The sequence below is a fragment of the Mucilaginibacter polytrichastri genome (genome assembly GCF_001911425.1).
Classification (GTDB): Bacteria; Bacteroidota; Bacteroidia; order Sphingobacteriales; family Sphingobacteriaceae; genus Mucilaginibacter; species Mucilaginibacter polytrichastri.
The window spans coordinates 28,471-52,048 of the sequence record NZ_MPPL01000001.1 but is presented as its reverse complement, the minus strand read 5'-3'; the positions used below and the strand labels follow the sequence as shown (position 1 = coordinate 52,048).

The following is a 23,578-nucleotide window of genomic DNA, read 5'->3' as shown; positions in this document are numbered from 1 at the left end:
ATTACCTGATGAATTATTTTCATCATCGGTAACTCAATTATTAAATATACAGGTCAAATTACACATTATGAAGAAATACATACTCATCACCATTTTACTGCTGAGCACGATTAAACTTACCTTTGCGCAAGATACTGTAAAACAGCAACACTTTAATTTGCACTTTCAGCAAACGATTATTACCCAATACAAACCTACGTTCAGTGCAGCTTATAGCGGCGCGAATAGTTTACTTACCGGTTCTGAAACACAGAGTTCGATCACCACTACCTTGTTCGGCGGGGCGAAGTTATGGAAGGGGGCCGAAGTGTATTTTAATCCTGAATTATCCGGCGGTGCAGGATTAAGCAGGACTTTGGGCGTTGCAGGTTTTCCAAACGGGGAAACCTTCCGTGTCGGGAGCGCATCCCCGGCGATCTACATTGCCCGGCTTTACCTCAAGCAGCGGTTCGAATGGGGTACTGAAAAAGACACTTTATCAGATGACGTAAATCAATTAGCCGGTATAAAAAGTAAACGCTACTTCTCAATAGCCGTGGGCAAATATGGAATGGCCGATTTTTTCGACGGTAACGAATTTAGTCATGATCCCCGTGCGCAATTCATGAATTGGGCGCTGATGGATAATGCGGCCTGGGATTATCCTGCCAACACACGCGGTTATGTTATCGGCGCAACAGCGGAATTTGGGCAACCGAACTGGACTTTAAGATTTGCCTTCACCATGTCAACCACGGAGGCAAACGGTGCGATATGGGATGCCAAACTTGGCAAAGCCAACACACAAACCCTGGAATACGAAAAAAGATATAGCATAAACGGACAAAAGGGAACTGTGAGAATTTTGGGCTTTAGGAATAACGGAAAAATGGGTAATTACCAGCAGGCGCTTAATCTAAATCCTGTTGCCCCAAACGTAGATACAACGCAAGCCTATGGACGTCATAAATATGGCTTCGGTGTCAGCGCCGACCAGTATTTGAGTAAAGATTTTGGGTTATTCGCTAAAGCAAGCTGGAATGATGGCCATACCGAAACCTGGTATTTTACAGAAATAGACCACTCTATTACTTTTGGCGGCGTATTGAAAGGTACTTCCTGGAAGCGTATTGATGATGAATTAGGCCTTGCTTTTATAGGTAATGGATTGTCGAAACCCCACCGTGATTATTTAGCCGCAGGTGGGTACGGATTCTTGATTGGTGATGGAAAGTTAAATTACGCACCGGAGATGATCGCTGAACTTTATTATAAGATGAATACCTATCAGCATAAATTATGGTTGTCGCCGGATTGCCAGTTTATCATCAATCCAGCTTATAATAAAGACCGGGGTCCGGTAAATGTTCTGGGGATGAGGGCTCATGTTGAGTTTTAAGGCTATGATAGTTTCTTAAAGGTTGCTGACCAAAATTGCCAACCAATTATCGTTCCTACAACTTAATTAATAGATTGAATTTAGATTAATCATTGCAGGTTGCTAAACCGGGGAATTGGCTCAGCGGAACTCTGTTGTTAGATATTGGCAAATATTTAACTTTTTTTTCTAATCCATAAAAGATTTAATTATCAATTGTTTATAATTTAAACTCATCCTCACCCTGGCTACCTTGGTGCCCAGGACACTTATTATGTGGGTAACATTAAAGGGCTCAGAAGAAGCTGAGTCGATGCTTTGCGTTTCACCATGGTGTTGGTGAAGACGCAAAGCTTTCAGTCTCTCAATCCGTTCTTTTGAGAGTTCCTGATATCAGCGGTCTCTTGTTATCATTCGTGCTTTTGGGACAAGAAACCTTGAAACATATGTGGCCACACAACTTTCGGGATCAATACTTAATTGTTTGCTCCGTCCAGGTCGGCCCGTCAATGGCAAATAATCCGTTTCTGAAGTATAGCGGCTCAATACCTAACTGCGGTTTAGGTTCCTCCATTTCGTTTAACCCAGGAAATTTTTGTCCTTTATAAAAGATATAATGGCATGAACTCCACAACTTTCCGTCCGGGCCTTCAAAAATAGCGTTGTGGCCAGTTTCCGCATAAGGGTCTTTCGAGTCTTCAAAACCACCTGCAACACGCGCTACTTCACCCCGGTATGCTTTCTTACGTGTGCCAAATATTGGCTCGTTTGATGCTAAATCCCACGGCCCCATAGGCGATTTGGATTTCAGCAGCCCTACCTCATAGCCTCTTGTCCAGGTAGAAAAAAACATATAGTAAATACCTTCTCTTTTCAATACAAATGGGCCTTCAATCCCACCCCACATCCAACGTGGGTTTATACTTTCGCGGGCAGTTCTAAATTTTTGAAGCTCTCCAATAATTTCCCCCTTCTCCAAATCAATCTTCGCCTGGAACAAACCGTTTCCGCTGCAATACAAGTAGACCTGGCCGTCAGAATCCTCAAATAAGGTTGCATCGTTATTGTATTGCGGCGTTAGCGGACCGTTAACTAATTTATAAGGACCGGTCACATTATCGGCGCTAAAAAGCCAGATGTTATGATTGGCCATCCCTTTCGGGTCTTGTGTCGTAACCTTACCGCTATTTACAGTAAGCCAAAATTTCCCCTTGATTAAATGGATCTCTGGTGCCCAGAACCGTCCATTATATGGGCACTCCGGGGAAAGTTTGGATGCATCGATCAGCCACGACTGCTGTTTCCAATGAACAAGGTCGTCAGAAACCAACAAGCGCACTCCGGGATTAGGGCCTGTCCATACAGGCAGCGAACTGCCCGTACAATACCACTTGTTACCAACCCGGATAATAAAATGGTCGCGCATGGCAATGGTTGTATCCTGTATGATCGGATTCCTAAAGCTGAACGCATGGATATTTCCGTTCTTTACGCTTTTATTAGGCGAATCGGCAAATGCCGGGCGTTCATCATCAGTTACAACCTGCGCTTTCAGTGTGGTATTAAAAATTAAAAAGAGTAAGACAAAAAATGCACTTTTATATAAAAAGCCCTTTACTGGCATGAAAGAAAACCTACTCATTAGATTGAAATGCTTCATAAAGTCAATAGGGATGATAATTATTGAAGTAACCACTTTCATTAGTTTCTTGACACGCTTTCGTTTGGTCCTAAATAGGAAGATTTAAGCCCCCCGGTATTGATGATGACCTTCTCCACAATCACACCAGGATCGATCATCCAGACTTTAAGCGTATGGCGACCCGGCTTCTTGAATCTAAGTTTTACAGACGATTGCCTTGCCTGATTGACAACGGTTTGTGCCCATGCCGGATTAGACCAATGAACTTTGAACTTATCGGGTACGTTAGTCACATACACAGGCTGTTCTTCATCTACCGACACAGCGATTTTTATATCACGCCCCGGCATGATGTTTAAAAGCGGTGAAGTAACCAGAGTAATCTGGGCCGTATCTTTAGAAAATAAATATATAGGGTACTCCAAACAAGGAGCTGTTTGGAGCGGTGTGGCAGCTGGCTCGTTGGCCGGGGCCGAAGCGCGCATACCTGATAAGGTTAAACCATAATCTTCTACTTTGATCCATTGACGTTCGTTATTTGAAATGTTTTTTGAAAAATGCTCAGCCTCAATCGCAATAACCCCACCGCTTTCTATAAAACCTTTCGGTACCTCCCTGCCAGGCAAAGGACGGAAACCTGTTACTTTTATATCAACTTTAGTTCCAGCGCCTGAAATTCTGATCACTCCTTGGCTGTTGCCGATAGGTAATTTAGACGGATTTACCCTAAACCAAACCTTTTTATCATCCGTTCCTATATCACTCGAGGGCTCGCTAACGGTTACCCACGGTACCCCGGTAGTAATGTGATATTTAAATGCTTGTTTTCCTCTATTAAAAACTTCGATATAGTGAGCCTTGTTGCTGTAATTATCGAAAGCCGGAAGAGATAGCTGGGTACCGGTAGCGGGCCAACTAAGTTCGGTTCCTTCCATGCTAACGCCCATTCCGGCAGCATCCGGCACTGTTAACTCGGTTAGTTTTATAGCGTTCAGATTATTTACTTTTGGTGGTGCCCAAGTGGTGTAACCTATATGGGTTTCATCCATAAAATGATTCCATTTTCCACCGGCAAACGTATGATTATAATAATCCATAAGCGTAGAATCCTTACGGAACAAGTCACGCGTCTGAAACGCCATAACATTTGTGCTAGCCCGATGCTGACTTGCATAAAGCTTATTTTTAGCCGCAGCCAGGTACATCCTGTTAACCTGGTAACAAGCTGTAACTGGGAACAAAACGATCTGGTAAAAAGCGTCGCGCATTTCTACAGGCAAATTTTTGTAAATAACGTTCGCTCTTGCTTCAATTGCTGCATAATCTGCAACAACATTTTCTGCTTCGTTGTAGTTAACAAGGCTATAAGTCGAAGCGGTCAGCGACTCAGGCTTGCGCCTTCCGTTATATTTAGTGTATTTCGCAAGAATATCAGCAATATCATTCGCATACGTAGCGCCAAATTCCCTTGCAGCCCATAGCCGGGTGTACTCGTTAATATTGTTATTAGTCCATTTTTTTGTATTCCAGGCCAAATTCATAAAGTATTCGAGGGGAAGTTCATACCCTCTGAAGTGACCGACATTAACGATCCAGATCCGGTCAGCGCCATACTGTTTGGCCAGGGACATTTGATCCCATATTTTAGCAAGAGGATTGGTATTGATCCACTCATAGCTTCGCGGATCCCCATGATAATCAAAATGATAATAAACGCCTGCACCACCGGGCCTCTGCCGCTCGGCGGCATCAGGAAGCCTGCGTATATTTCCCCAATTATCATCAGCCCACAATAGGGTAATATTATCCGGTACCCGCATCCCGTTGTTGTAATATTCCATGATCTCTTTATACAGGCACCATACCTGCGGTTCTGTGGTAGCCTGAGCGCCAAGTTCCTCATTTATGATCTGCTGTTGAGATTTTACAATCTTCTCAACCATGGCGATATTTTCCTGCAATGTGCCCTCTATCTCACTATCATTAGCGCCTCGCAGGCCCATAGTGATTATACTTTCAAAATTTTTGTTCCGGCGGATGCCTCCACGCCAAAATTCTGCCAGGGTATCCGGATGCTTTTTGTAATTCCAATTTCCGAGTGTGCGTATGTAGCGCCTGTCCCATTCCTGTTGCGAACGTAGCATTGGCTCCTGATGAGATGTACCCATAACAATACCGTATTCGTCGGCCAAACGGGGATTTTCAGGATCATCTTCGTTAAAAGCATTTGACCACATCGCCGGCCAAAGATAATTGGCCTTTAAGCGCAACAGCAATTCAAAAACCTTTGCATAAAACTCGTGGTTATAATTAGGTACCCCTTCTCTAATAGGTGGATTTTGACTTTTTTTGACGGTGCCAAATTTTGATTTAACCCAACTCGTTAGGTCGGGGGCCTCATCGTTAATAAAGATGCCCCGGTATTTAACACTTGGGCCTTCAGCGTATTTTCCGTCCTTAACGTATAAAGAGTTTTTGTGCATAATGGGTACGTCAGCCCAGTAATACCAAGGGGATACTCCAATTTTTTCCGACACATCGTATATTCCGTAAATAGTGCCCCGTTTATCACTTCCAGCGATCACGAAAGCACGCGCTACACCAGGCAAAGGATTATTGACCACTTGCAGGATAAAATGTTCCCATTTATTCCTGATCGAACTGATGTCTATTTTACCCGATTGGGCCAGCTGATCTATTATAGCGCTTTTTCCTATTGTTCCAACAATGATGATATCCCCCTCGCGTGGCACCTTGTCAAAAATCAAATCCGGCTCATGATTGGTTACTTTGCCTATATCGCTTTTCAAGTCTTTTAAAGCACGTATCACTCCCGGAAAATCATCAGAATTTACATACAGAGGCGCAGACTTACCTTTTGTAGAAAGAGCGAATGCTCCTTTACCAGGTATTGTCGATATATAAGTTTCTTTACCGATCGCGAATGTTTTGAAGGGGATCACTACTATTAACAATGAGAGAATCCAGATTCTTGGTTGCATATTGATTTTGCAGATATTAAGTGTGGTTTTTGCCGACAATCTACAATAATGAGTTCTGACTGGTTATTTATTTCTTACCAGTAGTGCCAACTTTCAAAATTAAATTCTTTAACCTGATGGAAATAGCTTAAATATCCAAATTTGTACAACAAATGTATTGTGGAGCTTACAATTGGGGGGCTATAACCTTGTCCTCTTTAACATAAATAACTAAAAAGACGCTATTGGATTTTCTAAATAGGAATGACGTTCACTTCTTAATTTATCTTGTAATCCATTAATTGCTTTCTTTTTGTTCTGCTTGATTTGATCAAGCAATGATTTGGGGCCGCCGTCCGGATTGTAGCTGGAACCCCAGGTAAGAAGCTCTACCATGATAGGCACCAATTCGATTCCCTTTTCAGTTAGCAGGTACAGGAATTTCGAAGCGTTTTTAGGGGAGGTTACTTTGGAAACAATACCTTCTTTCAAAAGAGTATTTAGCTTCTCGGTAAGTACTGCTGAAGATATTTTCTCGACTGATGCCCGAAACTCTAAGAAAGAATTTTTACCCTCAAACATTATATCCCGTAAGAGTAACAACATCCATTTGTCACCGAAAATTTCCACAGAATAATTGATTGGGCATGGTGATCTTCTTTCGACTGTTTTCATAATGTCATAATTAAAAGCAGTTTATTTTACAAACTACTTTTTGATAGATTTGTAGTTCATAAAACAGACTACAAAAATAACCAAATTTAATTATGGATTTTAAAAGTAAAAACGTCGTTATCATAGGCGGAACAACAGGAATCGGATTGGCAACCGCCAAAGCATTTATCGGTGCAGGGGCGAATGTTTGGATCACAGGGAGAAATGCCGAAAATTTACAAAATGCAAGCACAGAAATAAACAACCCGAAATTGAATACCGTGGTATCAGACACTTCAAAACTTGCAGACATAGCCATCCTTGAAAAAGCAATTGCTGATACAGGAAACAAAGTAGACGTTCTTTTCCTGAATGCGGGAATTGGAACATTTGGGCCAATAGAACAAGTTACCGAAGAAAATTTTGACACACAATTCAATACCAATGTCAAGGGGAACTTTTTTACATTGCAAAAATTAATTCCGCACCTGGCCGATGGCGCAGCAGTAGTATTTACTTCTTCATCCGTAGCATCAGCTGCAAATTTGGGATCCAGTGTATATGCTGCAACCAAGGCTGCACTGAATAAAATTGCTCAGATTGCAGCTAACGAACTGGCAGGAAGAAAAATCCGCGTAAACATCGTTAGTCCAGGGCCTATTAGGACACAGGGTTTACTTAATGCAATTCCTCCAGGAGCAGAAGCTTATTTGGCTGGCGCTACCGCCTTGCAAAGGCTTGGCGATCCCAATGAAATAGCAAAAACAGTGTTGTTCCTGGCTTCTGATGCAGCGGGCTATATTTCAGGAACAGAAATCACAGCTGATGGCGGTTACCATACTTATGCATTAAAATAATCTATAATATAATTATTCAACACTTACGTGTTGAATAATTATATTGGTCAAAAATCCTTCGCTTTTTGAGATTCGATAGGTTGGCGGTCATCATTATCGCTCCATTCCTGAAACTAATTTTTCATAGTAAATGTTGTGGATAGAAGCATTAATTGCGCATACTATCTTTCAGCAAATTGCTAAATAAGAACTAACATTTCGGCACTTGATTTTCGACAATCTTTTATAGAATTGGGATTGTTTTAATGTTTGCTAAAGCATCATCGGGAAGACGGGCATAATGCAGTTAAATACTATTTTCATAAGTCATAAATTATCGGCTTACCAAATATAACCATTAATAAGAAGATTAATATCTTACGACACATTTGCTGCCATTTTGTTCTTTCGGCACTTTCCTGCTTATGTACAGAAGAATGTCCGTTTTATCGGCAATTCATTTTTTTTGCCCCGCAATTTACTCTGCCGACACTGTTTTGTTAGTGTTGCTGCCAAAAGGAAAAATTAATTTAAAGCTGATATTTCTGCCCATATTGTAAATCCCCTGGTTTTGTTGGGTCACGGTAGCGGGTGTGCCGTTGTAAGCCAGGAAATATTGTGCTAAATTGAGGTGGTCGGTGTAGGCCACATTGGTTAGGTTAGTGCAATTTACATATATTGCGCATATCGTTTTCCCGGTTTTAGTATTAACGACATTGGTGCCAATACCCGCATTAAATATGGTATACTGTGCAGACGGCAGTTCAGTATAAAACGCACTGTAAACATTATTTTGCGCCCAGTCATGCTGTAAACCGAACTTAATATAAGACTCTTTAAAAACCGAATTATGTCCGTCATTGAACCTAAACTTAACTTCAGAGTTTAAATGCGGTGCCGGTATATAAGGTAAATGCTTTGTTGAATCCGTTTCATTGGGTATACGTGAATAAATATAAGTAAAACCATTATCGATTTCCAGCCATTTAGCTGCAGCCGGATGAATGTTCAGAAAGCCTGAAACGCCTTGAATGATCGCGGTGTTGGTAGAAAGATACTGGTAGATCGGAAATCCGTCGGATAGCGAATCCGTGCGGTTCGCAAATATGAAATTGCTGATATGGTTATAAAAACCATCAGCCTCCACACTTATATTCTTACTATCATAGCCGTAGGCTAAATCTACCTGGTAGCCCTGCTCTGCTTTTAAATGGATATTGCCGAGGTTAACCAAGTTTGAACCAATATTGAGTCCGTTGCTGGTCAATTCATTGATTGCCGGAGCACGGTAGCTTTTTGAAACATTCAGTTTTACATAGTTGTTATCAGGTAGATGGTAAGACGCTCCGATACTGCCGGACAAACCGCTATATTTATTATTGAAACTAGTGAATTGCACCGCAGATCCCGGCGTTCCAGGTAAAACGATATGACCGTCACCGTTTAACGACATAGGGTCGCCAACAAAATCCGTTCGGTCAAAACGTAACCCACCGCTCAAAGTCAGATCTTTAAAGTTCTTTTCTACGATAGCATAACCCCCTATTTCAAAATCGGTATAATTTGGTATGGCATAATCAGGTACGTATGGTGCCGGCGGAGCATCACCGTTGCGATGAAATTCATACAGTCCATTAATACCTGTGGTTAGTTTTAAACCTGATCTCTCACCTGCGACTTGGTATTTCAGGTTGAAAGGGATATCGCCCAACAGTAAGTTACTGGCACCGACTGTTCCGCTATCAATATCATGATGTACACTGCGCGCAAAACCGATATCAAATCCAATTTTTCCCTTGCCTACGTTAACACTATTTTGCCACCATGCCTGGTATTCACCTAAAATTTTATCACTGGCGATGTTGGCGTTATAGGATAAAAAGTCAGACCGTGTAGGATATATTTTTCCGTTCTGAGGAAAGTCGAACATAAAGCGTCCGGTACTATCGCGATTACCGTCCGGTAATTCTATCCTGCGGTGCAGAGCGCTTAAAGTAAGACGAGAATAACCCCATCCTTTGTTGATGCCCAGTACCAACCTGCCATTTACCTGGTTCCAGGCGGTGCCCCAGACATAGCCGTCTTTGGGGTTAGAATAACTGTGCGCTGCTTCGCCGCTTGCCTGAAACGCCCATACAAATCCGTTATGGTTGCCTGCTATATTTAAGGAGGTGCCAAGATAACCGTTATTAGTATGGTATTCCGTAAGTACGCTACCCACTACTGTTCCGTTTTGTGGTAATGGTGCTGATTTGAAACTTATGACTCCGGCTTCTGCACTGGCACCATATTGTAATGAAGCGGGGCCTCTGATCACCTCGGCGCTATGTATCGCGTATGGATCGATCAATATACCATGATCATCGCCCCATTGAAAATCCTGCTGTGGCAAACCATCCATTAGGGTCAACACACGGTCAAATCCTAAACCATTGATTTGTGGCTTAGTTGTACCCGCCCCTTCTGTTGTCGCGTTGACACCTGGCTGCGAGGCCACCAAGTCAATAGCCGTATTGGCCACACCTTCACGGATCATTTTATTAGTCACTACGATAATAGGTATCGTTGCACGCTTCCGGGTAGTGGTATTGCCTAACGCGGTTACCACTACATCCGATAGTTCATAATTGGAAGCCGAAAGTTTAAAATCTACAGCATAAGTATTACCCAGGTCAACCACTTTAGTTTCGCTGGCATAACCAACCATGCTTACCTGGATCAGGTACTGGCCATTAGGTAATCCTTTTAATAAATATTGCCCATTTTCATCCGTGCTTGTTGATACCTTTAAATCGGGAACAGTAATGGTTACACCAGGTATAGGCCGGGTGGTGCTCTTATCAGTGATCTTACCGGTTATTTTACCATTGCCATTTATGGTCTTCTTTTGAGTAATTTGGTTTGATGATTTTAAAAGAAAACTCCCGCTATTACGGGTATTGGTCAATACACGGATATATTTGTTGGTGCAAGTAATTTTTGCAACCGCTAAGTTGGCAGTTGCGCCAGCCAATAGCAATAGCAAGATTAGGTTCCTGTATAAATGAAAGAACATAAGAATTGATATAAGTACATGGAAAATACTGCTATACGCACTTGGCCTGGAATTTAACTTCCTTTGGATGCGTTGTTAGCAGCATGAATTAAATGTGAGGAATTGTGTGCCCGTAAAGGCCATACAAAACGGAAAGGATACTTATACGGTAAATTTTGGTGGTCTGAAGATTGTTTCAATATAGCGGCTGCTGTATTGGTAGGTGTAAGCAGGAAGGGAGTTTTTTACCATTTCTAAAATTGTTGGCTCAATAAATGACAATTGGAAAGGTTCCTGGAAAAAAGGAACTTCCAGACGGTTCAAATTGTCTTTTGCTTCCTGCTTCTTCTCATTTTCCCCAGCCTGATGTACCTTTTTCATGAAATAGCACTTTCCATTACAATGCATCCAGGGACGAGATTTGTTAATACATAGCGTTTCTGCAATATATTTATGGTTCATTTCAAAGCCTGCATACACCATGAACAACGAAAAGTTGGAACTAATCAGCGTTACAAGAAGCAATATGGCGGTAAACCTTTTGAACATTGGCGCAAAGGTATGAATTTGTGAGACTTCGACAATTACATTAAACACACCATCCCATTTCATCGCTTAGGCACCAAAAGCGCTAGCCGGATGAAATGTCAAGTGCTCTTCTGCTGAATTGAAATCGTTAGGCAGTTTATAAATTACCAATGCTTTCAGATTAGAGATTAGCAAATTTAAACAATTAGATTAATGCTTATTTATGACACATGTTTATTAAGATAATTTCGCTTATTTATTGGCTCTTACCTTTATAAATTTCTATAATTCCTTGAAATTTCCTGTAGGTGTTCTAATGGAGTCCCTTGATCCCCGACTAAAGCGATACCACCCGAGTCAAAAGCCCCTAAATTATGTGATTTAAGGGCTTTCCTTTCTATTTCAACCTAGGTTATTCAAGCAAAATCAAAAAAATCAGACCCTAATATTAGCCCGTTCATTCCAAGCTGAAATAACGGATGCCCAGAATTCTCTGGGCTGACGCCGGAAAATGCGTGCCGTCAGAAATTGATAAAAGGCCGGGCGACGTTACAAAAATAGCAATCCGGTATGCTATAAGGCAGTTTCCAGATTATTGAATGCATTTGTAAATAAGATAAACTAAATAAATTTAAAGAAGGGACGTCTCAGAAAAGGCTAGTTCATATCGGTCATGTTCAAATCAATAACATTTGACTGTGGCTGGAGCCTGAAAACCGCTCCGGTAGCCGGGGCAGAAACTGCTCCTTTAATCAACTTTAACTGGTAATCATGGCCCTCAAAACGGTAGGATACCTGACCTTTATCCGCTTTAACGAAAGGCGTTTTCGCACCCTGTGCCACTTCCAGATCGAAAAACCAGTTCAGCGGTTTTGAAGAGACCAACTCTATAGCAGCCGTTTTCTCCTTTAGCCTTAATTTTAGCATTCCTCCGCCCGCTAAGGGCCAGTTAATATCAACTGTTTCTTTATCCACATTCGTAAATACAGGATCACCACCTTTTAAAAGCGATTCCTTACCCCCGGATACGGCTTTAAGTTTTAAGCCGGCAAGGTCGCCGCGTTTGCTCCATAAATAACCGTCCACTACCGGAAGGGTAAAAAACTGGCATTCATTAGAAGTTGCCGTCTGCGTGGTGTATTTATCAGCGATGTTTTCATTAAAGAAATGGATATCCCGGATCCTCAATGTGGAATCCTCCCACATGATATTTATCCTGTAAAAGCGGCTGTTATACCAAATCGTTTTTTGGTTACTGCCTTTAACGTCTTTGGTTACGGTAAAAGATGTAGGCGGAGTCACAGGATAAATCTTGCGAAACCACAAACCGGACTGCTCCATCGTCTCTACGCGTACTTTGCCCTCATTTCTAAGTTTTTCTATCAATGGGAACTGAATTTCCAGCCCTTTTTGCATGGCGGGCCAGGTAAAGGAATTTTCCTGACCGGCCTGGGTATAATTAAACCCTAATGCCGGTGCTCGGGTAAAGGCATCAAAGAACCAGTCGATCCAATCGGCGTTACCGCCTGCTTTGGGGTAAACAGGTTCCAAAGTAATTACACCCTGCCTGGCTGAATTTATGCCGGTATCATACTGCCTTACCGGATCGCTACCCAGCATTCGGAAAACAGGTACCGGAATCTGATTTGCAGCATTTTGAGCAGGCATATAAGAATTGATCCTGCTTGGGTAATACGCCTGGTTCCAGTAGCCTCCCCATAAGGTATACCCATCGGTACCATACTGGTCCTTACAGTTAGCAGATGCTACAATCTTATACTTGTCATACATGTATTGTAAGGAATGGGCATCGATGAACCAGGAAGCCACCGAGCGCGGGTAATAACCAAAGATCTTTTTGAAATCTGCCATATAAACATCGATGATCTTTTCCCGTTCGGATGGGGTATAACCGGTTGCAAAACCTACGTCGGCATGCCAGTCCCAGGGATAGCGGCCGCGCCATTTTAAACCTGCTTTTTCAATCAGCGGCTGCGGTAACTCCCACCATGCGCCGATCTCGAAACTTTCTTTTGGCAGTGTTTTGAGCAATTGTTGGTAACGAGAGTCCATTAAGGCATCGTATTGTAAAAGAAAGGTTCCGCCCAGGTGATGTTTTTTCATCAGTTCCACCTGTTTAACGACCGTCTGATAGAGCACATCCTGTGTAATGGCTGGGTCCCTCGGTTCCAGTAATCTGATAAAATTAACTATATTAACGATCCTGGGTTCAGGCGTTTTGCGCTCTTTTATAATTGATTTAACGTTAATAAAGGAATTTAGTGCTATGAACACTAAGCCCGCCATTACGGCGCGTTTAAAGTTGCTGGTAATTTTCATATCGTTTTTATTATTTTCCGCCTTTCTTAAAGGATGGTTACCGGTAGCCTGTGATCTGCGGATAGTGTTTATTGATTAGCTTGCGCGCGTTATCCGAAAGCGAGTCAACGGGTATCGGCCGGTCTTGAGGGCGGGTTTGCTTTTGATTAATCTCTCCTAATAAACTCCATCTACGTGTCATTTCAGCAGGTTCATGTGCTTTGATCGTGTAATTTGTAAAATCGATCACTTTTACCGGTGCAGCTTTTTCCAGTCCGTTCAGCAAAGCAAACCGGAAATCTTTGTTCATGAACCACCGGATTTCCTTATCCGCATCAGAGCCTCCAATACCGGAGCCGCGCTCTTCAAAGCGGTAAGCAAAACTGTTGCTCTTGTAATGCCGGCGCCAGGCCATTCCAAATTCTCCCTGTGTGATGAACCGGGTCTCCGCCCAGCGTTTACGGATGGCACGCTGAAAAAAGCAATGCTCGGTTTGAAAGTCGGGTATCGGCCAATTGACTTTGCTATAGATTCATTTTCAATCACTATTTCCGACTCCCCGTTGTTTTCCGATTCTGTCGGTTCTTCAATCTTTCTCTTGGTTTCTAACGTTTTTTGAAATTCTTCAAATGAAATATGTTCTTTGATCGAGTTTTCGGCATCATAGATCAATTCCATTAAAAACTTTTCACGTAGTTTAACAGAGTCGCCCAAATCTTCAACAAATTTGGATGTCACTTCTATGTCAGCACTATCAGACTGCAGATTATTCACGATAAATAAGTACTGTAACCTGACTGAAAAAATAAAAGATCCGTCATAAACCAGCTTCATTTCCGAGTAGTATTGGTTGTAATTACCCCAAAACTCTTTAAATCTGCTGCGGACTTTGGATAATTCCACAAGTTGAAGTTTAATGCGCTCTTTATCTAACGCAACCAGGTCAATAAAAGCCATATCCTTTCACACCCTTAGTTCGCTCCTATAAGCAAAGGAATCATAATATTGGGTTTGGTAAGTTAAATCGTAAGCTTTAACATGCTTCTTTTCATTCGTTCCCGATTCCGTTTGAATATTATCTTCGACAATACGTAAATCAAAGGTTTGGATGCGGGTTAGGAATTCTTTTAGATGCTGCATAGCCTGTCATTTTTCTATGTATAAAATTAATTACATAGTCTTTGTTTTCCAAGCCGTATTATTTCGAGTAATTATTATAGGTATGCAAAGTTAATTATACGTAGTGCTTGAATGGCAAAATGGATGTCACAACATTTTTTCCAGCTGTTAATACTTCGCCGATTGAATCAGCAAAACGCAAAGTGACAGGCTGTCCATCAGCAAAAATACAGGCGTTGTAATTTAATTTCGTTAATGCCAAAACATCTTTACAAACTTGCTCAATATCTGCTGAACCACGAGTTACCTCGACAACTATTGGATTGGGGGTTTCTAATCCAATTTGAGTTTGTAAACGAGGAATAAAACCTTTAGTCCACAAATAGGCCTTTTCTGTTGCAGTCTTCATCATCATGCCACGGGGAACACAAAAGGAGTAGTCTCTATATAATTTGAATTGGCTTGTACTTTGAATGCGAACACCTATAATTTTAGATTTTCCAACTGCCATCTCTGTGAAGCCCGTCCATTCGTCATCATCAAAAAGGGTTTTTGCATGAATAAACACCTCGCGTGGGTATTGGCCCTTACCCAGTTTTTGTTTAAATGCTTCGAGTGATTGGTTTATCATCTCAGCAGCATCATCTTTTTTAATGTGAAACTCTTTCGTTTCCGGGTTATACCAATCACCTATATTTCCTCTAAAAACCATGCCGTCCCCTGAGTCAATAAACATTTGTGCAGCGCAGCAGGCACTTCTATTTTGTGGATCCTCGTTTAATTTTTTATAAACCAGACCCAAATAACAAACATCTTCTCTTATATCCCCAAGACGCCAAGGTAAACCTCCATTTTTATAATACAATGTCGTTGCTATATTCCAAGCTTTGGCACTATCAAATAAACGTTGTTGTTCAATCTTCTTTTGATCTTCCCATAAATGTTCGTAAGCTATTGTACTTTCCTTCAAAATTTGCGTTACAATCTTATCATTCAATAGTTTAGCTTTTATTTGATTATGAAAATTAATTTCGTAATCATAAGCCTCCTGCATTTGGTTAAAGACATCAAATAAAAAAGGTTGAGCAGAACTTCGCTCTTTCTTTTTTAATCCAAGCCTCACATTTTCCGGCGATTTTGGAATTTTAGATTTTGGCCGCCCGAATTTAAAAATGTCATCTTGGATAATCACAAACCATACCGTAACCGGGCGTTCTTCTTCTCGGTGATATTTAATAAGTTCATCGGCAAATAGATTGGATAAATTATGGACACGTTGGTGCCCATCTGCATATTGTAGATACTTCTTAACCTCGCTTTCGCTGATGTCGATTTCAACAACGTTGTCGAAATTAAGGTGAATGCCAAATGCTGCTTCCAAGCCAGGAAAAAAAGGCCTTGCCACATCCGCATTGGCTGAAGCCACAGGCTGGTGAATTCTTTTCAGGTAAATCTTCAGATATTCACGCTGACTGTGGCAACCAATTATACCAATATTCACTTGACCTTTCACCTTGTCGCGATCATGAGGGCCGAATAGCATTAATCCATCTCTAGGATCGGCGGTTCTTTGATTATAACCAAAAGATAATTCAGGTTCTTTTATAAAAAGCATTTCTGGTTCTATTTCCATATGGTCATTATTCGGCGTCCTCAATAAATTCCTCGCGTTCATTTTCGACAAATAATTCTTGTCTTTCTAAATCTTTTGGATCAAGATACCCAAAATCTGACCAATACATTTCTAGATTAGGCTTCATAACGATATCCTTTTCTATGTTAGTTGAAAGTATAACATTTCCGTTCTCATCTCCAATACTCTTGATAAAAGCTAGCAATAAATCCCTCCACTCTTCATTAAACATTCTCTTTCCCTTCTTTCGCCTGTGTAAATGTTGAAGTTCTTTATCGTCGATTGCCTGATAGCCTTTCTTACTAAATACTAAATGACTTTTAATATTAAAGCCGACAAAAGGTAAAAGAGAGGGCTTTGCGGATATTGCGAAATGCCATTTGCCAATGTCCAGATGTTTGCCGAGCAAGTTTTTTGTTTTGCTTCGTGCATTCTGCCTGTAAGGATAATCAAAGTTTACTTTAGATGTTGGAAGGCTAGAATAAGTATGGTAGTAGGCCATATTTTTGCTAGCCATATCATACCAATATAATTGCTTGGTTTTAAGATAATTATGTAAAGCTCTTTTTAATAATTTCTTAAAATGATTTTCAGCATCGCGAAAAGAAGGAAACGATTCTTTTGTGTATCCTTGAAGCAGATGACTAATGTCAATTTCAAAGATGTCTGCCGGCTTAATTTGACTTGTTCCGAAATTATCAGTTACTTCAGCTACTAAATCTTTCTTAAAAGTGGTTAGACAATTAGCATCTTTTACAATTAAAACTTGTTCATTTAGGCTGGCCACAGTGTTTGCCTGAGTTTCGTTTTTATACTTTATTATATAATAGGATCTTGGTAAATCTTCAACGCTCCACCAATTGGTGTAATACAATTCCTTTCTTTCAATAATTGGGTTTTTTACTAAATAATTATTAAGATACCAAGTAGCAGCCTCATCAAATTCATGTGGCTTCGATTTAACTATTTCATCTCTATTAAGCTTTTTTTGAAGCGTGGTTAAGCCTTCTGCCCAGTTGTCGCTAAATGGAATTTGGTTCAGATCTTTTGCACCGGGAAACAGGTCATACCCAGAATCGTCCATATGTAAAATAACAAAGAAATCTTTTAGATCGGCATTGTCAGCCATCACTTGTTTAGCGAAATCTATCTCTTTTTGGATCCCATTTTTGACCACACCACTACCATCTGCATAACATATATTCTTTGAATAAACCAACAAAAATTTCGCAGCATCATTCTTTATTGCTAATTCAATTGTTTCCCAGAATGTTTCTCCACCCAGCAATTCTTTCTTGTCTATCCAAACCTTATAACCAAGTAATTCCAGCCTTGAGGCCAGCCAAACTGTAAATTCGTTATCTTCAGGAGTAGCATGACTAATAAATATTGTATCCCTCATTATTGGTTTAGATTATGGAATATAAATATAGTGCTAAATGTATTAGTAAAATCCAATGTGGATAAATAGCAAATTGAAACGCAATTTATATCTGTGGCAATCCAAATATCCGCTAATATTCGCAAACGAAGGTTTTAGCTTAATTTAAAAAACTTCAAAAATGTGTGAGAAATGTGTGAGAACAAAAAAACCCAACTCGCCAGAGTTGGGTTAAATCATTGATTTTCAGGCTCCTGAGGCTGGGCTCGAACCAGCGACCCTCTGATTAACAGCAGGATTCTCCCATCTGTAACCGATTGAAAACAAAGAAATTACGAACTATATTTTAAAACTGTGGCACATTTGTGGCACAATAACCAACATCGCGTCAATTACATAAGGACATCTTATGCTATACAATTATACAAATTTTCCTGCCGAATTGGAAACAAATCTGGGTTTCAAATGGAGGTATTACTGCTGCTGTTGATCTTTATAATATTGCTGCTTTTGATTATCCTAATGAACACACTGTTAACGGATTCATGGGTAGAGAGACAGCGACGCATGTAACGATGCGAACGCCTGATGAATGATTCGGGTGTTATTCGGACCAAGTTTAAGGTTACCACAGCGATCGAAAATGCGGGAACAATCCTTCGTCTGCAGGAAGAATTTGGCAGCCAGCACAAATAATAAAAAGCAAACCAAGCGCAGACTGACTACCGCTGTCGGCGATATTTAAGGATGCAGGATTATGCCAGTTGGGTTGTGAATCAAAGCAAGGGCAGAAAGAATGCTGGAAAGCATAATGTTCAGTTGTTGTTTATCGATGGAGAACTGTGGGTTCGATAATTCAAGAATATCGAATCGTTTTGTATATCTGAATTAATTCGCCTGTTAAAAATTATGTAATTTCTTCGCAACCAAGAACGGTGTAAGTTCTTACGTCTTTGTATCAAATACAAAGACAATAAAGTCAAAATAAGGAAATAGGAATATCTTCAATCGCCATATTTGACATTGGGGCAATTAACAATTATATTTCAACTATAATAATGATCTGTTAATTCTGGGCATTAGCATGTTTATATTACTTATCATCATTTTTATCTGGATTAATCTTTTTAAAATCACACAAATTAAATTACGATAAGTGCATTATTTTTCTGAGCTCACAGTGAGGCATTGATCTCCACAATCCTTTGCTTTTCCCAGTCGGCAAAATTATCTGGGTTTTCAAAAAGCTCTGCCCAGGCATCATTTAGTATTTTGGATATCGGCTGACCATATTTGAAGAGTTGATCCGCGTAAACCCTCAGGTCTATTTTTTTGCACCCTTCGTAGACATTATCAGCAAGTTCTTCTAGTAATTCTTTCGGAAATATATCGCCATAATTAGCTGGAACGGGATTATTGGTGGCTTTCAGAAATTTATCCCAGGCCGCGTCGATTTCAGAAACTTCTGCCGAATGTCCCATTTTGGACAGCAGGTAACAAATCACCCTCATCCGTGCTTCGTCCGAAGGATGCTTGGCCGAATCGTTGTATATGTTGGAGTGTCCGCTGCTCAATGTACATATCTTAAGATTAGTCCAGGCATATGCTGGGCCGACAAGGTAGGTAGCAATCAAGTCACAAGAAAACTCCATGACCCACGCGTTGGCCCACCTGACAAGTTTTTCTCTGTAAAAACCTTTTAGAGTCTGCACGCGTTGCTCGCTGTCTACCCGAATGATTTCTCTGTTGTAAAATACCTCAATGGATTTATTGATCTTTCCAATCAGGAATTTTTCATATTGGCTGAAAAATAGGTGCCCCATTTCGTGATATAGATCGGGCAAATTCAACAAGTTCCGTTGTTCTCCATTGGGTACGGCAATGATATCATAGCCGGGAAACGCCCAAAAATAGTCGTCGGAATTACTGATTGTCGTAATGATCGGCGGATTTTGAAAAAAGCAATTAATCTCCTCGTAAATTTTAGTAATCTTTTTTTTGAAATAAATCTCTGCATCGTCATAATTGATTATTACTAAAAACCGGAATAGCTCGATATTTAGAATCTTCTCGTGAATCGTATTATAGCGGATGATATTATTGGACGCTAAAGATTCGATATCCAAGTCGCCAGAACCGATCAACAATTGAGTTTCCTGATAAAGTTCATGCAGGAGGTCCTTCGTTTTTTGCAAAAAGGCGCTGTCAATCTCCGGCGAAATTGTTGAGGCATTCAATTCATCCATCATTTTGGAGATTTTGGATGCCTGATCAAAGAATAACCCTTTCAGAAAAAAAATCATCCGCGCCCTTTTCTTAGCTTCCTGAACAATGTGCTCCGCTCGCTGTCAAGTACCGTCAATAGATCGTCAAGTACCAGCAGTTCTTTATTTTCAATAGGCTGATCATTCGCCACCCGATCAATCAAAGTTTTTAAACCATTCTCCAGGTCATGGTGCTGGGACAATCGGTCTTTATAATCAAGAATGATCAGCGATGGTATGAAATCCGACTTTAACTCATTGTCATCCATGATCTTTTTAATATTATCCAAAAAAGCTGTGAGGGTCTTTTTAGCTTCCGCATGTTCTTCTGCGGACACAGCTAACTTCGGATATTTATCCTTGTTGCTCTTATCGGTCAAGAGGTATTCTTTTTTAAAAGTAATAACCGAGTTATTTACTTTATCCGAGGTCGCAACCAATTGATTGTACTGGTTGGACAATATGCTTACATCACTCATGATATTTAAATTTAATTGATGTCCATCATTTCTTCTTCATCCTCTTCATCCTCATCCGCAGTTTCTCGGGTAGCGGTCAACGGCTCGAGCAGGGTATCGATGAGTTTAATGATAACCGGGAGGAAGTTACTTTTGTCAGGCGCCGAAAAAGCCAGCATGATTTGACAGAAAACGTCCTCCATGACCTTCATAAAATCGAGATCGCCTTCTTTCATGGATAGGTTTAGGGGCCTTGAAGTTCCTTTAATATCGAACGGATAACCGGTACTAAAAATAAATCCTTCCTTCGGTGATACCAGTTTATAAGACCCTGCTACCGGGTTTTCCAGTTTGTCGTAGCTGTTTGTTTTTGCCGCGATCCTAATCGGAACGGAACTCTGTTTATGTAGATCCACAACGCCATATTTTACTGTATCTTTATTGACAATTCCCTCAGCGGCAAGGGTGTTAATGGCGCCCTGCAACGCTTTATATTCTACTCCAAAGCTTCTGCCGTCCCGTACAATTACGATCCCGTTAGGATTAGGCGCGTAAAGCGGGATATACAATTTCAGCTTTTCGTAGATCACCTTATTCAACGTCTTTGCCCGGACTTTCTCCACGCGCTGGGAGTTTGTTTTCTGCGGTACTTCTTCCGGATGAAATATAATTTGCTCACCGTTTTTAAAGAAAAATGTAAAACCGGCATGGCGGTCATGCACATCGATCCCGATATAGATATCGTAAAACAAGTTTTTGGCCAAAGCATACGGCCATTTTCTATTTACGATCAGGTGTTCAAGCACCAGATAAAAAAGGTAAGAACTGAAACGCCCCTTTAAGGCTTCTACTACACGGTATTCAACTATGCCATTGTTACCAGCAGTAGAAAACGGTTTGAAGAATGAGCTGATGTTATGCGCCGATGCACATTGCACTTTTAGGTCAGGATAGAACTTGCTTTTAAGCAGTTCGTGAAACGTTTTTAGAAAGGCCGGTGAGAAAGCATCCAGGTCTGGCAGTACCACCAGCGCAAAACCATGTAATGCATTCCTGCGGTGAAGCACCTTTTCGATCTCCTGAATCTGCACAGATGCAGAGGTACAGCTTTTGACAGGGTAACGGATAATTATGAATTTATCAAAAGCCGGTGCTAATTTCTTGATCAGGAACTCAGCATTATTTTTGAACCCCTCCACAAGATTGGCGTCCATATACTGTTCATCCGGAACAAGAAGATACTGCACATCAAAAGAAGTGCGGTTAAGAACCCCGTTATTCTTGATAAGTTGTTTCCGTTGGTAAGCAAAATCCCGCATCCCGGAATTAAAACCGGTGATTTTCAAGCGCCGATTGTTATTGAACAACAGTTCAGGTATCCAGAAATTTTTAATCTTTTCCACTAGTGGCTCATTGCTGATAAGTAACTTACCGGCATTAAATTTCAGGTTCTTGAAATAGGAACTGATATAATTATTGATTGCTTCAAATCGCTTCGATGGGCCTTTGATCGACAGGTAATGTAGCGACTTCACCCTTTCATCCTTGGTATTGTAAAGCATTCTAGCCAGGGAAGTGGCACCGCTATGTGGATCCATGGTTCTCCCGGGATAAGTGTAGGACATGGAAAGGTCATTCGGCTTGACATACCTCTTCAGATCGGTACGGCTATGTTCTATCTTTTCAGTAATATAATTCAATACATTATAAGTCGTACCTTCTCTGATAAAATCCTGTTCTTTGACGGATTTTCCAAATCCCAGTAGTTCAATGGTATACCAATTATCGCCGTTCAAATAGAGGAAACGCCTGCCTTTGTAGTTATTTTCAAAAGTCCGCACATTTCCTTCATTGATATAATGAGAAAGACAATATTTATCAATATACTTAGTAGAAAGATCCAATGTGACATAGAAATGCCCATCAGCTAACCGTGCCAACTTGTAAGTAAAGCCCTCAAAAACGTTTATCGATCCCTGGATGCCCTTCATCGGATCCCGGAGAAAAAACTGATGGGTATTCAATTTCCAAAGATCACGATGCTGCCCCAACTGCCGCCTGATTTCATAATCAAGGAATTTATAGACTACGTCAAGCTGATGGCCTTGTATATCTTTTGAATCGATCCGGTATACCTCCGGGAGAAGTTTGATTGGGATGCTGAAAGGTATGCCATCTATGCTTCGGTCCTCCATCTGCTTATCAGCCGGAACAGCTACAAAAAACCGTTGGTTCCTTTTCAAAACAGCAGTTGGACCCTTAGTAACTGAAGAAACCTCTTCCGCAATTTTTTGCAGTTGCTTATTGAGCAATTCCTCCTTGCCTGCAATAAACGACAGGTCGAAATCAATCAGTTTATAAGAGAAGTCCAGTTCAGACAAGTTGTCTATCCGGTACAGATTTAAGATATGATCCTTCATCGTATATATTGTTATTTTTTATTAAATACCCGCATAGCAATCTGAAATTGCAGTTTTTGCAGGAAACCTGGTTGTTTGTAAGCTCAAAATCTTCAATATCAATATCCTCGCCCGTCATAAGCGCGATATCACGGCTTGTCAGGGAGATATAATCAATCGTATTGTTATATATCTCCTGATTAAAGTCGTGATGTTTGGCAATGCCCTTTAACAGATTAACCTCTAAAAGCCCGATATCTTCAAATAGATAAGGCGGCTTACCCGGTGTATCCAGTCTTTTTTTATAAATGGTCAGACCGCTTATCTGTAGCTGGCGAGCGTAGTCGGAAACCATGCTGTCGGACAATTTCCAATCTATGATGACCGGCTTCCAGTTATCGGAGACCAGTAAGTCCATTTGGGGTTTGACTATCGCGTTACCCACGTAAACTAATCTGTCCTCCACATTTGGCTTCAGCCAGTTTGCCTCTTTCAGCAAATTCATCAAATGGCGACCGTCCGGTAAAACGACTAACGGAATATTTAATATGGCTTTCCGTATGTCATCATAACATACTAACAGATCTTGCTCTGTGTAGGGTTGACCGGTTTCATGGATATCAAGAATACAATATTCACTTTCAATATCCCCTTTTTTCAGTTCTGGATTATCGTAAAGCTTGTTTTCGGAAAAACGGAATTGTTTCCGGGCGAATGCGACAGCTTGCTCGGAAAGGCACTGAAAATCCAATTCCTTTTGCGCTGTAATCATTGGTATGATCACCACTTCTAAAAACTTATCGACCACACTTCCCTTCCACATTGTTAAATTCTGCATGGCGCGAAGTTCATAGGCTTTCCGTCTGACCAAATTTTTGCGGTTATGGTTAGCTAAAACAGAAGCGAAGTAATATTTGCGATTACATTCCCTCCAGGTATTAACAGTCGTATAGGCCCATTTCACATTCATGAC

General features: G+C 40.8%; 17 protein-coding genes. 3 read left to right on the top strand and 14 right to left on the bottom strand.

All coding sequences use genetic code 11. The features are described from left to right. Positions 1-67: 67 nt before the first annotated feature. Complete coding sequence (locus RG47T_RS00185; protein ID WP_074487314.1) at positions 68-1,378, top strand: carbohydrate porin; 1,311 nt, start codon at positions 68-70, stop codon at positions 1,376-1,378. 448 nt (positions 1,379-1,826) lie between these two features. Here the strand turns inward: RG47T_RS00185 and RG47T_RS00180 are convergent, their stop codons facing one another. The 3 genes from RG47T_RS00180 to RG47T_RS00170 form a co-directional block, all read right to left on the bottom strand. Next, on the bottom strand, positions 1,827-2,999 hold the full coding sequence (locus RG47T_RS00180) for a glycoside hydrolase family 43 protein (RefSeq protein ID WP_171972449.1): 1,173 nt from the start codon (positions 2,997-2,999) through the stop codon (positions 1,827-1,829). Between the two features lie 59 nt (positions 3,000-3,058). After that, positions 3,059-6,001 carry a glycosyl hydrolase 115 family protein gene (locus tag RG47T_RS00175; protein ID WP_074492993.1) on the bottom strand — a complete coding sequence of 981 codons (2,943 nt, stop codon included), beginning with the start codon at positions 5,999-6,001 and terminating at the stop codon, positions 3,059-3,061. Positions 6,002-6,211: 210 nt separating this feature from the next. Further along, the gene (locus tag RG47T_RS00170) at positions 6,212-6,655 is read right to left on the bottom strand and encodes a winged helix-turn-helix transcriptional regulator (RefSeq protein ID WP_074487312.1); all 444 of its coding nucleotides are present in this window, start codon (positions 6,653-6,655) and stop codon (positions 6,212-6,214) included. Between the two features lie 92 nt (positions 6,656-6,747). On the opposite strand from RG47T_RS00170, the gene RG47T_RS00165 reads away from it, so the two are divergent. Beyond that, positions 6,748-7,491 (top strand): SDR family oxidoreductase, encoded by a 744-nt coding sequence (locus tag RG47T_RS00165; protein ID WP_074487311.1) that lies wholly within the window; start codon positions 6,748-6,750, stop codon positions 7,489-7,491. 457 nt (positions 7,492-7,948) lie between these two features. Here the strand turns inward: RG47T_RS00165 and RG47T_RS00160 are convergent, their stop codons facing one another. The 7 genes from RG47T_RS00160 to RG47T_RS00135 all read right to left on the bottom strand — a co-directional run bounded on the left by RG47T_RS00160 (position 7,949) and on the right by RG47T_RS00135 (position 17,505). Continuing rightward, positions 7,949-10,525: a TonB-dependent receptor gene (locus RG47T_RS00160; RefSeq protein WP_083627230.1), complete on the bottom strand. Its 2,577-nt coding sequence runs from the start codon at positions 10,523-10,525 to the stop codon at positions 7,949-7,951. Positions 10,526-10,666: 141 nt separating this feature from the next. After that, positions 10,667-11,116 (bottom strand): hypothetical protein, encoded by a 450-nt coding sequence (locus tag RG47T_RS00155; protein WP_245770837.1) that lies wholly within the window; start codon positions 11,114-11,116, stop codon positions 10,667-10,669. 573 nt (positions 11,117-11,689) lie between these two features. Further along, positions 11,690-13,372 carry a DUF3863 domain-containing protein gene (locus RG47T_RS00150; protein WP_216350980.1) on the bottom strand — a complete coding sequence of 561 codons (1,683 nt, stop codon included), beginning with the start codon at positions 13,370-13,372 and terminating at the stop codon, positions 11,690-11,692. A 37-nt stretch (positions 13,373-13,409) separates the two neighbouring features. After that, positions 13,410-13,766: a DUF3864 domain-containing protein gene (locus RG47T_RS00145; RefSeq protein ID WP_074487309.1), complete on the bottom strand. Its 357-nt coding sequence runs from the start codon at positions 13,764-13,766 to the stop codon at positions 13,410-13,412. Beyond that, positions 13,658-14,308, bottom strand: a complete 651-nt coding sequence (locus RG47T_RS26540; RefSeq protein WP_245770838.1) for a hypothetical protein — start codon at positions 14,306-14,308, stop codon at positions 13,658-13,660. Before RG47T_RS26540 ends, RG47T_RS00145 begins: the two co-directional genes overlap by 109 nt. Positions 14,309-14,585: 277 nt before the next feature. Beyond that, positions 14,586-16,103 carry an argonaute/piwi family protein gene (locus tag RG47T_RS00140; RefSeq protein ID WP_074487308.1) on the bottom strand — a complete coding sequence of 506 codons (1,518 nt, stop codon included), beginning with the start codon at positions 16,101-16,103 and terminating at the stop codon, positions 14,586-14,588. 7 nt (positions 16,104-16,110) lie between these two features. Beyond that, positions 16,111-17,505, bottom strand: a complete 1,395-nt coding sequence (locus tag RG47T_RS00135) for a toll/interleukin-1 receptor domain-containing protein (RefSeq protein WP_074487307.1) — start codon at positions 17,503-17,505, stop codon at positions 16,111-16,113. A gap of 567 nt (positions 17,506-18,072) precedes the next feature. Here RG47T_RS00135 and RG47T_RS26940 point away from each other — a divergent pair. Further along, positions 18,073-18,180, top strand: a complete 108-nt coding sequence (locus RG47T_RS26940; RefSeq protein ID WP_139235704.1) for a DNA-3-methyladenine glycosylase I — start codon at positions 18,073-18,075, stop codon at positions 18,178-18,180. Positions 18,181-18,659: 479 nt separating this feature from the next. Here RG47T_RS26940 and RG47T_RS00130 read toward each other — a convergent pair whose 3' ends face one another. The 4 genes from RG47T_RS00130 to RG47T_RS00115 are packed head-to-tail and all read right to left on the bottom strand — an operon-like array spanning position 18,660 to position 23,575. Continuing rightward, positions 18,660-19,733 carry a hypothetical protein gene (locus RG47T_RS00130; RefSeq protein ID WP_139235705.1) on the bottom strand — a complete coding sequence of 358 codons (1,074 nt, stop codon included), beginning with the start codon at positions 19,731-19,733 and terminating at the stop codon, positions 18,660-18,662. A gap of 50 nt (positions 19,734-19,783) precedes the next feature. After that, entirely contained in the window at positions 19,784-20,227 is a 444-nt protein-coding gene (locus RG47T_RS00125; RefSeq protein WP_074487305.1) for a hypothetical protein, read from the bottom strand. A gap of 11 nt (positions 20,228-20,238) precedes the next feature. After that, positions 20,239-22,626, bottom strand: a complete 2,388-nt coding sequence (locus RG47T_RS00120; RefSeq protein WP_074487304.1) for an argonaute/piwi family protein — start codon at positions 22,624-22,626, stop codon at positions 20,239-20,241. After that, the gene (locus RG47T_RS00115) at positions 22,580-23,575 is read right to left on the bottom strand and encodes a hypothetical protein (RefSeq protein ID WP_083627226.1); all 996 of its coding nucleotides are present in this window, start codon (positions 23,573-23,575) and stop codon (positions 22,580-22,582) included. Before RG47T_RS00115 ends, RG47T_RS00120 begins: the two co-directional genes overlap by 47 nt. Positions 23,576-23,578: the final 3 nt, after the last annotated feature.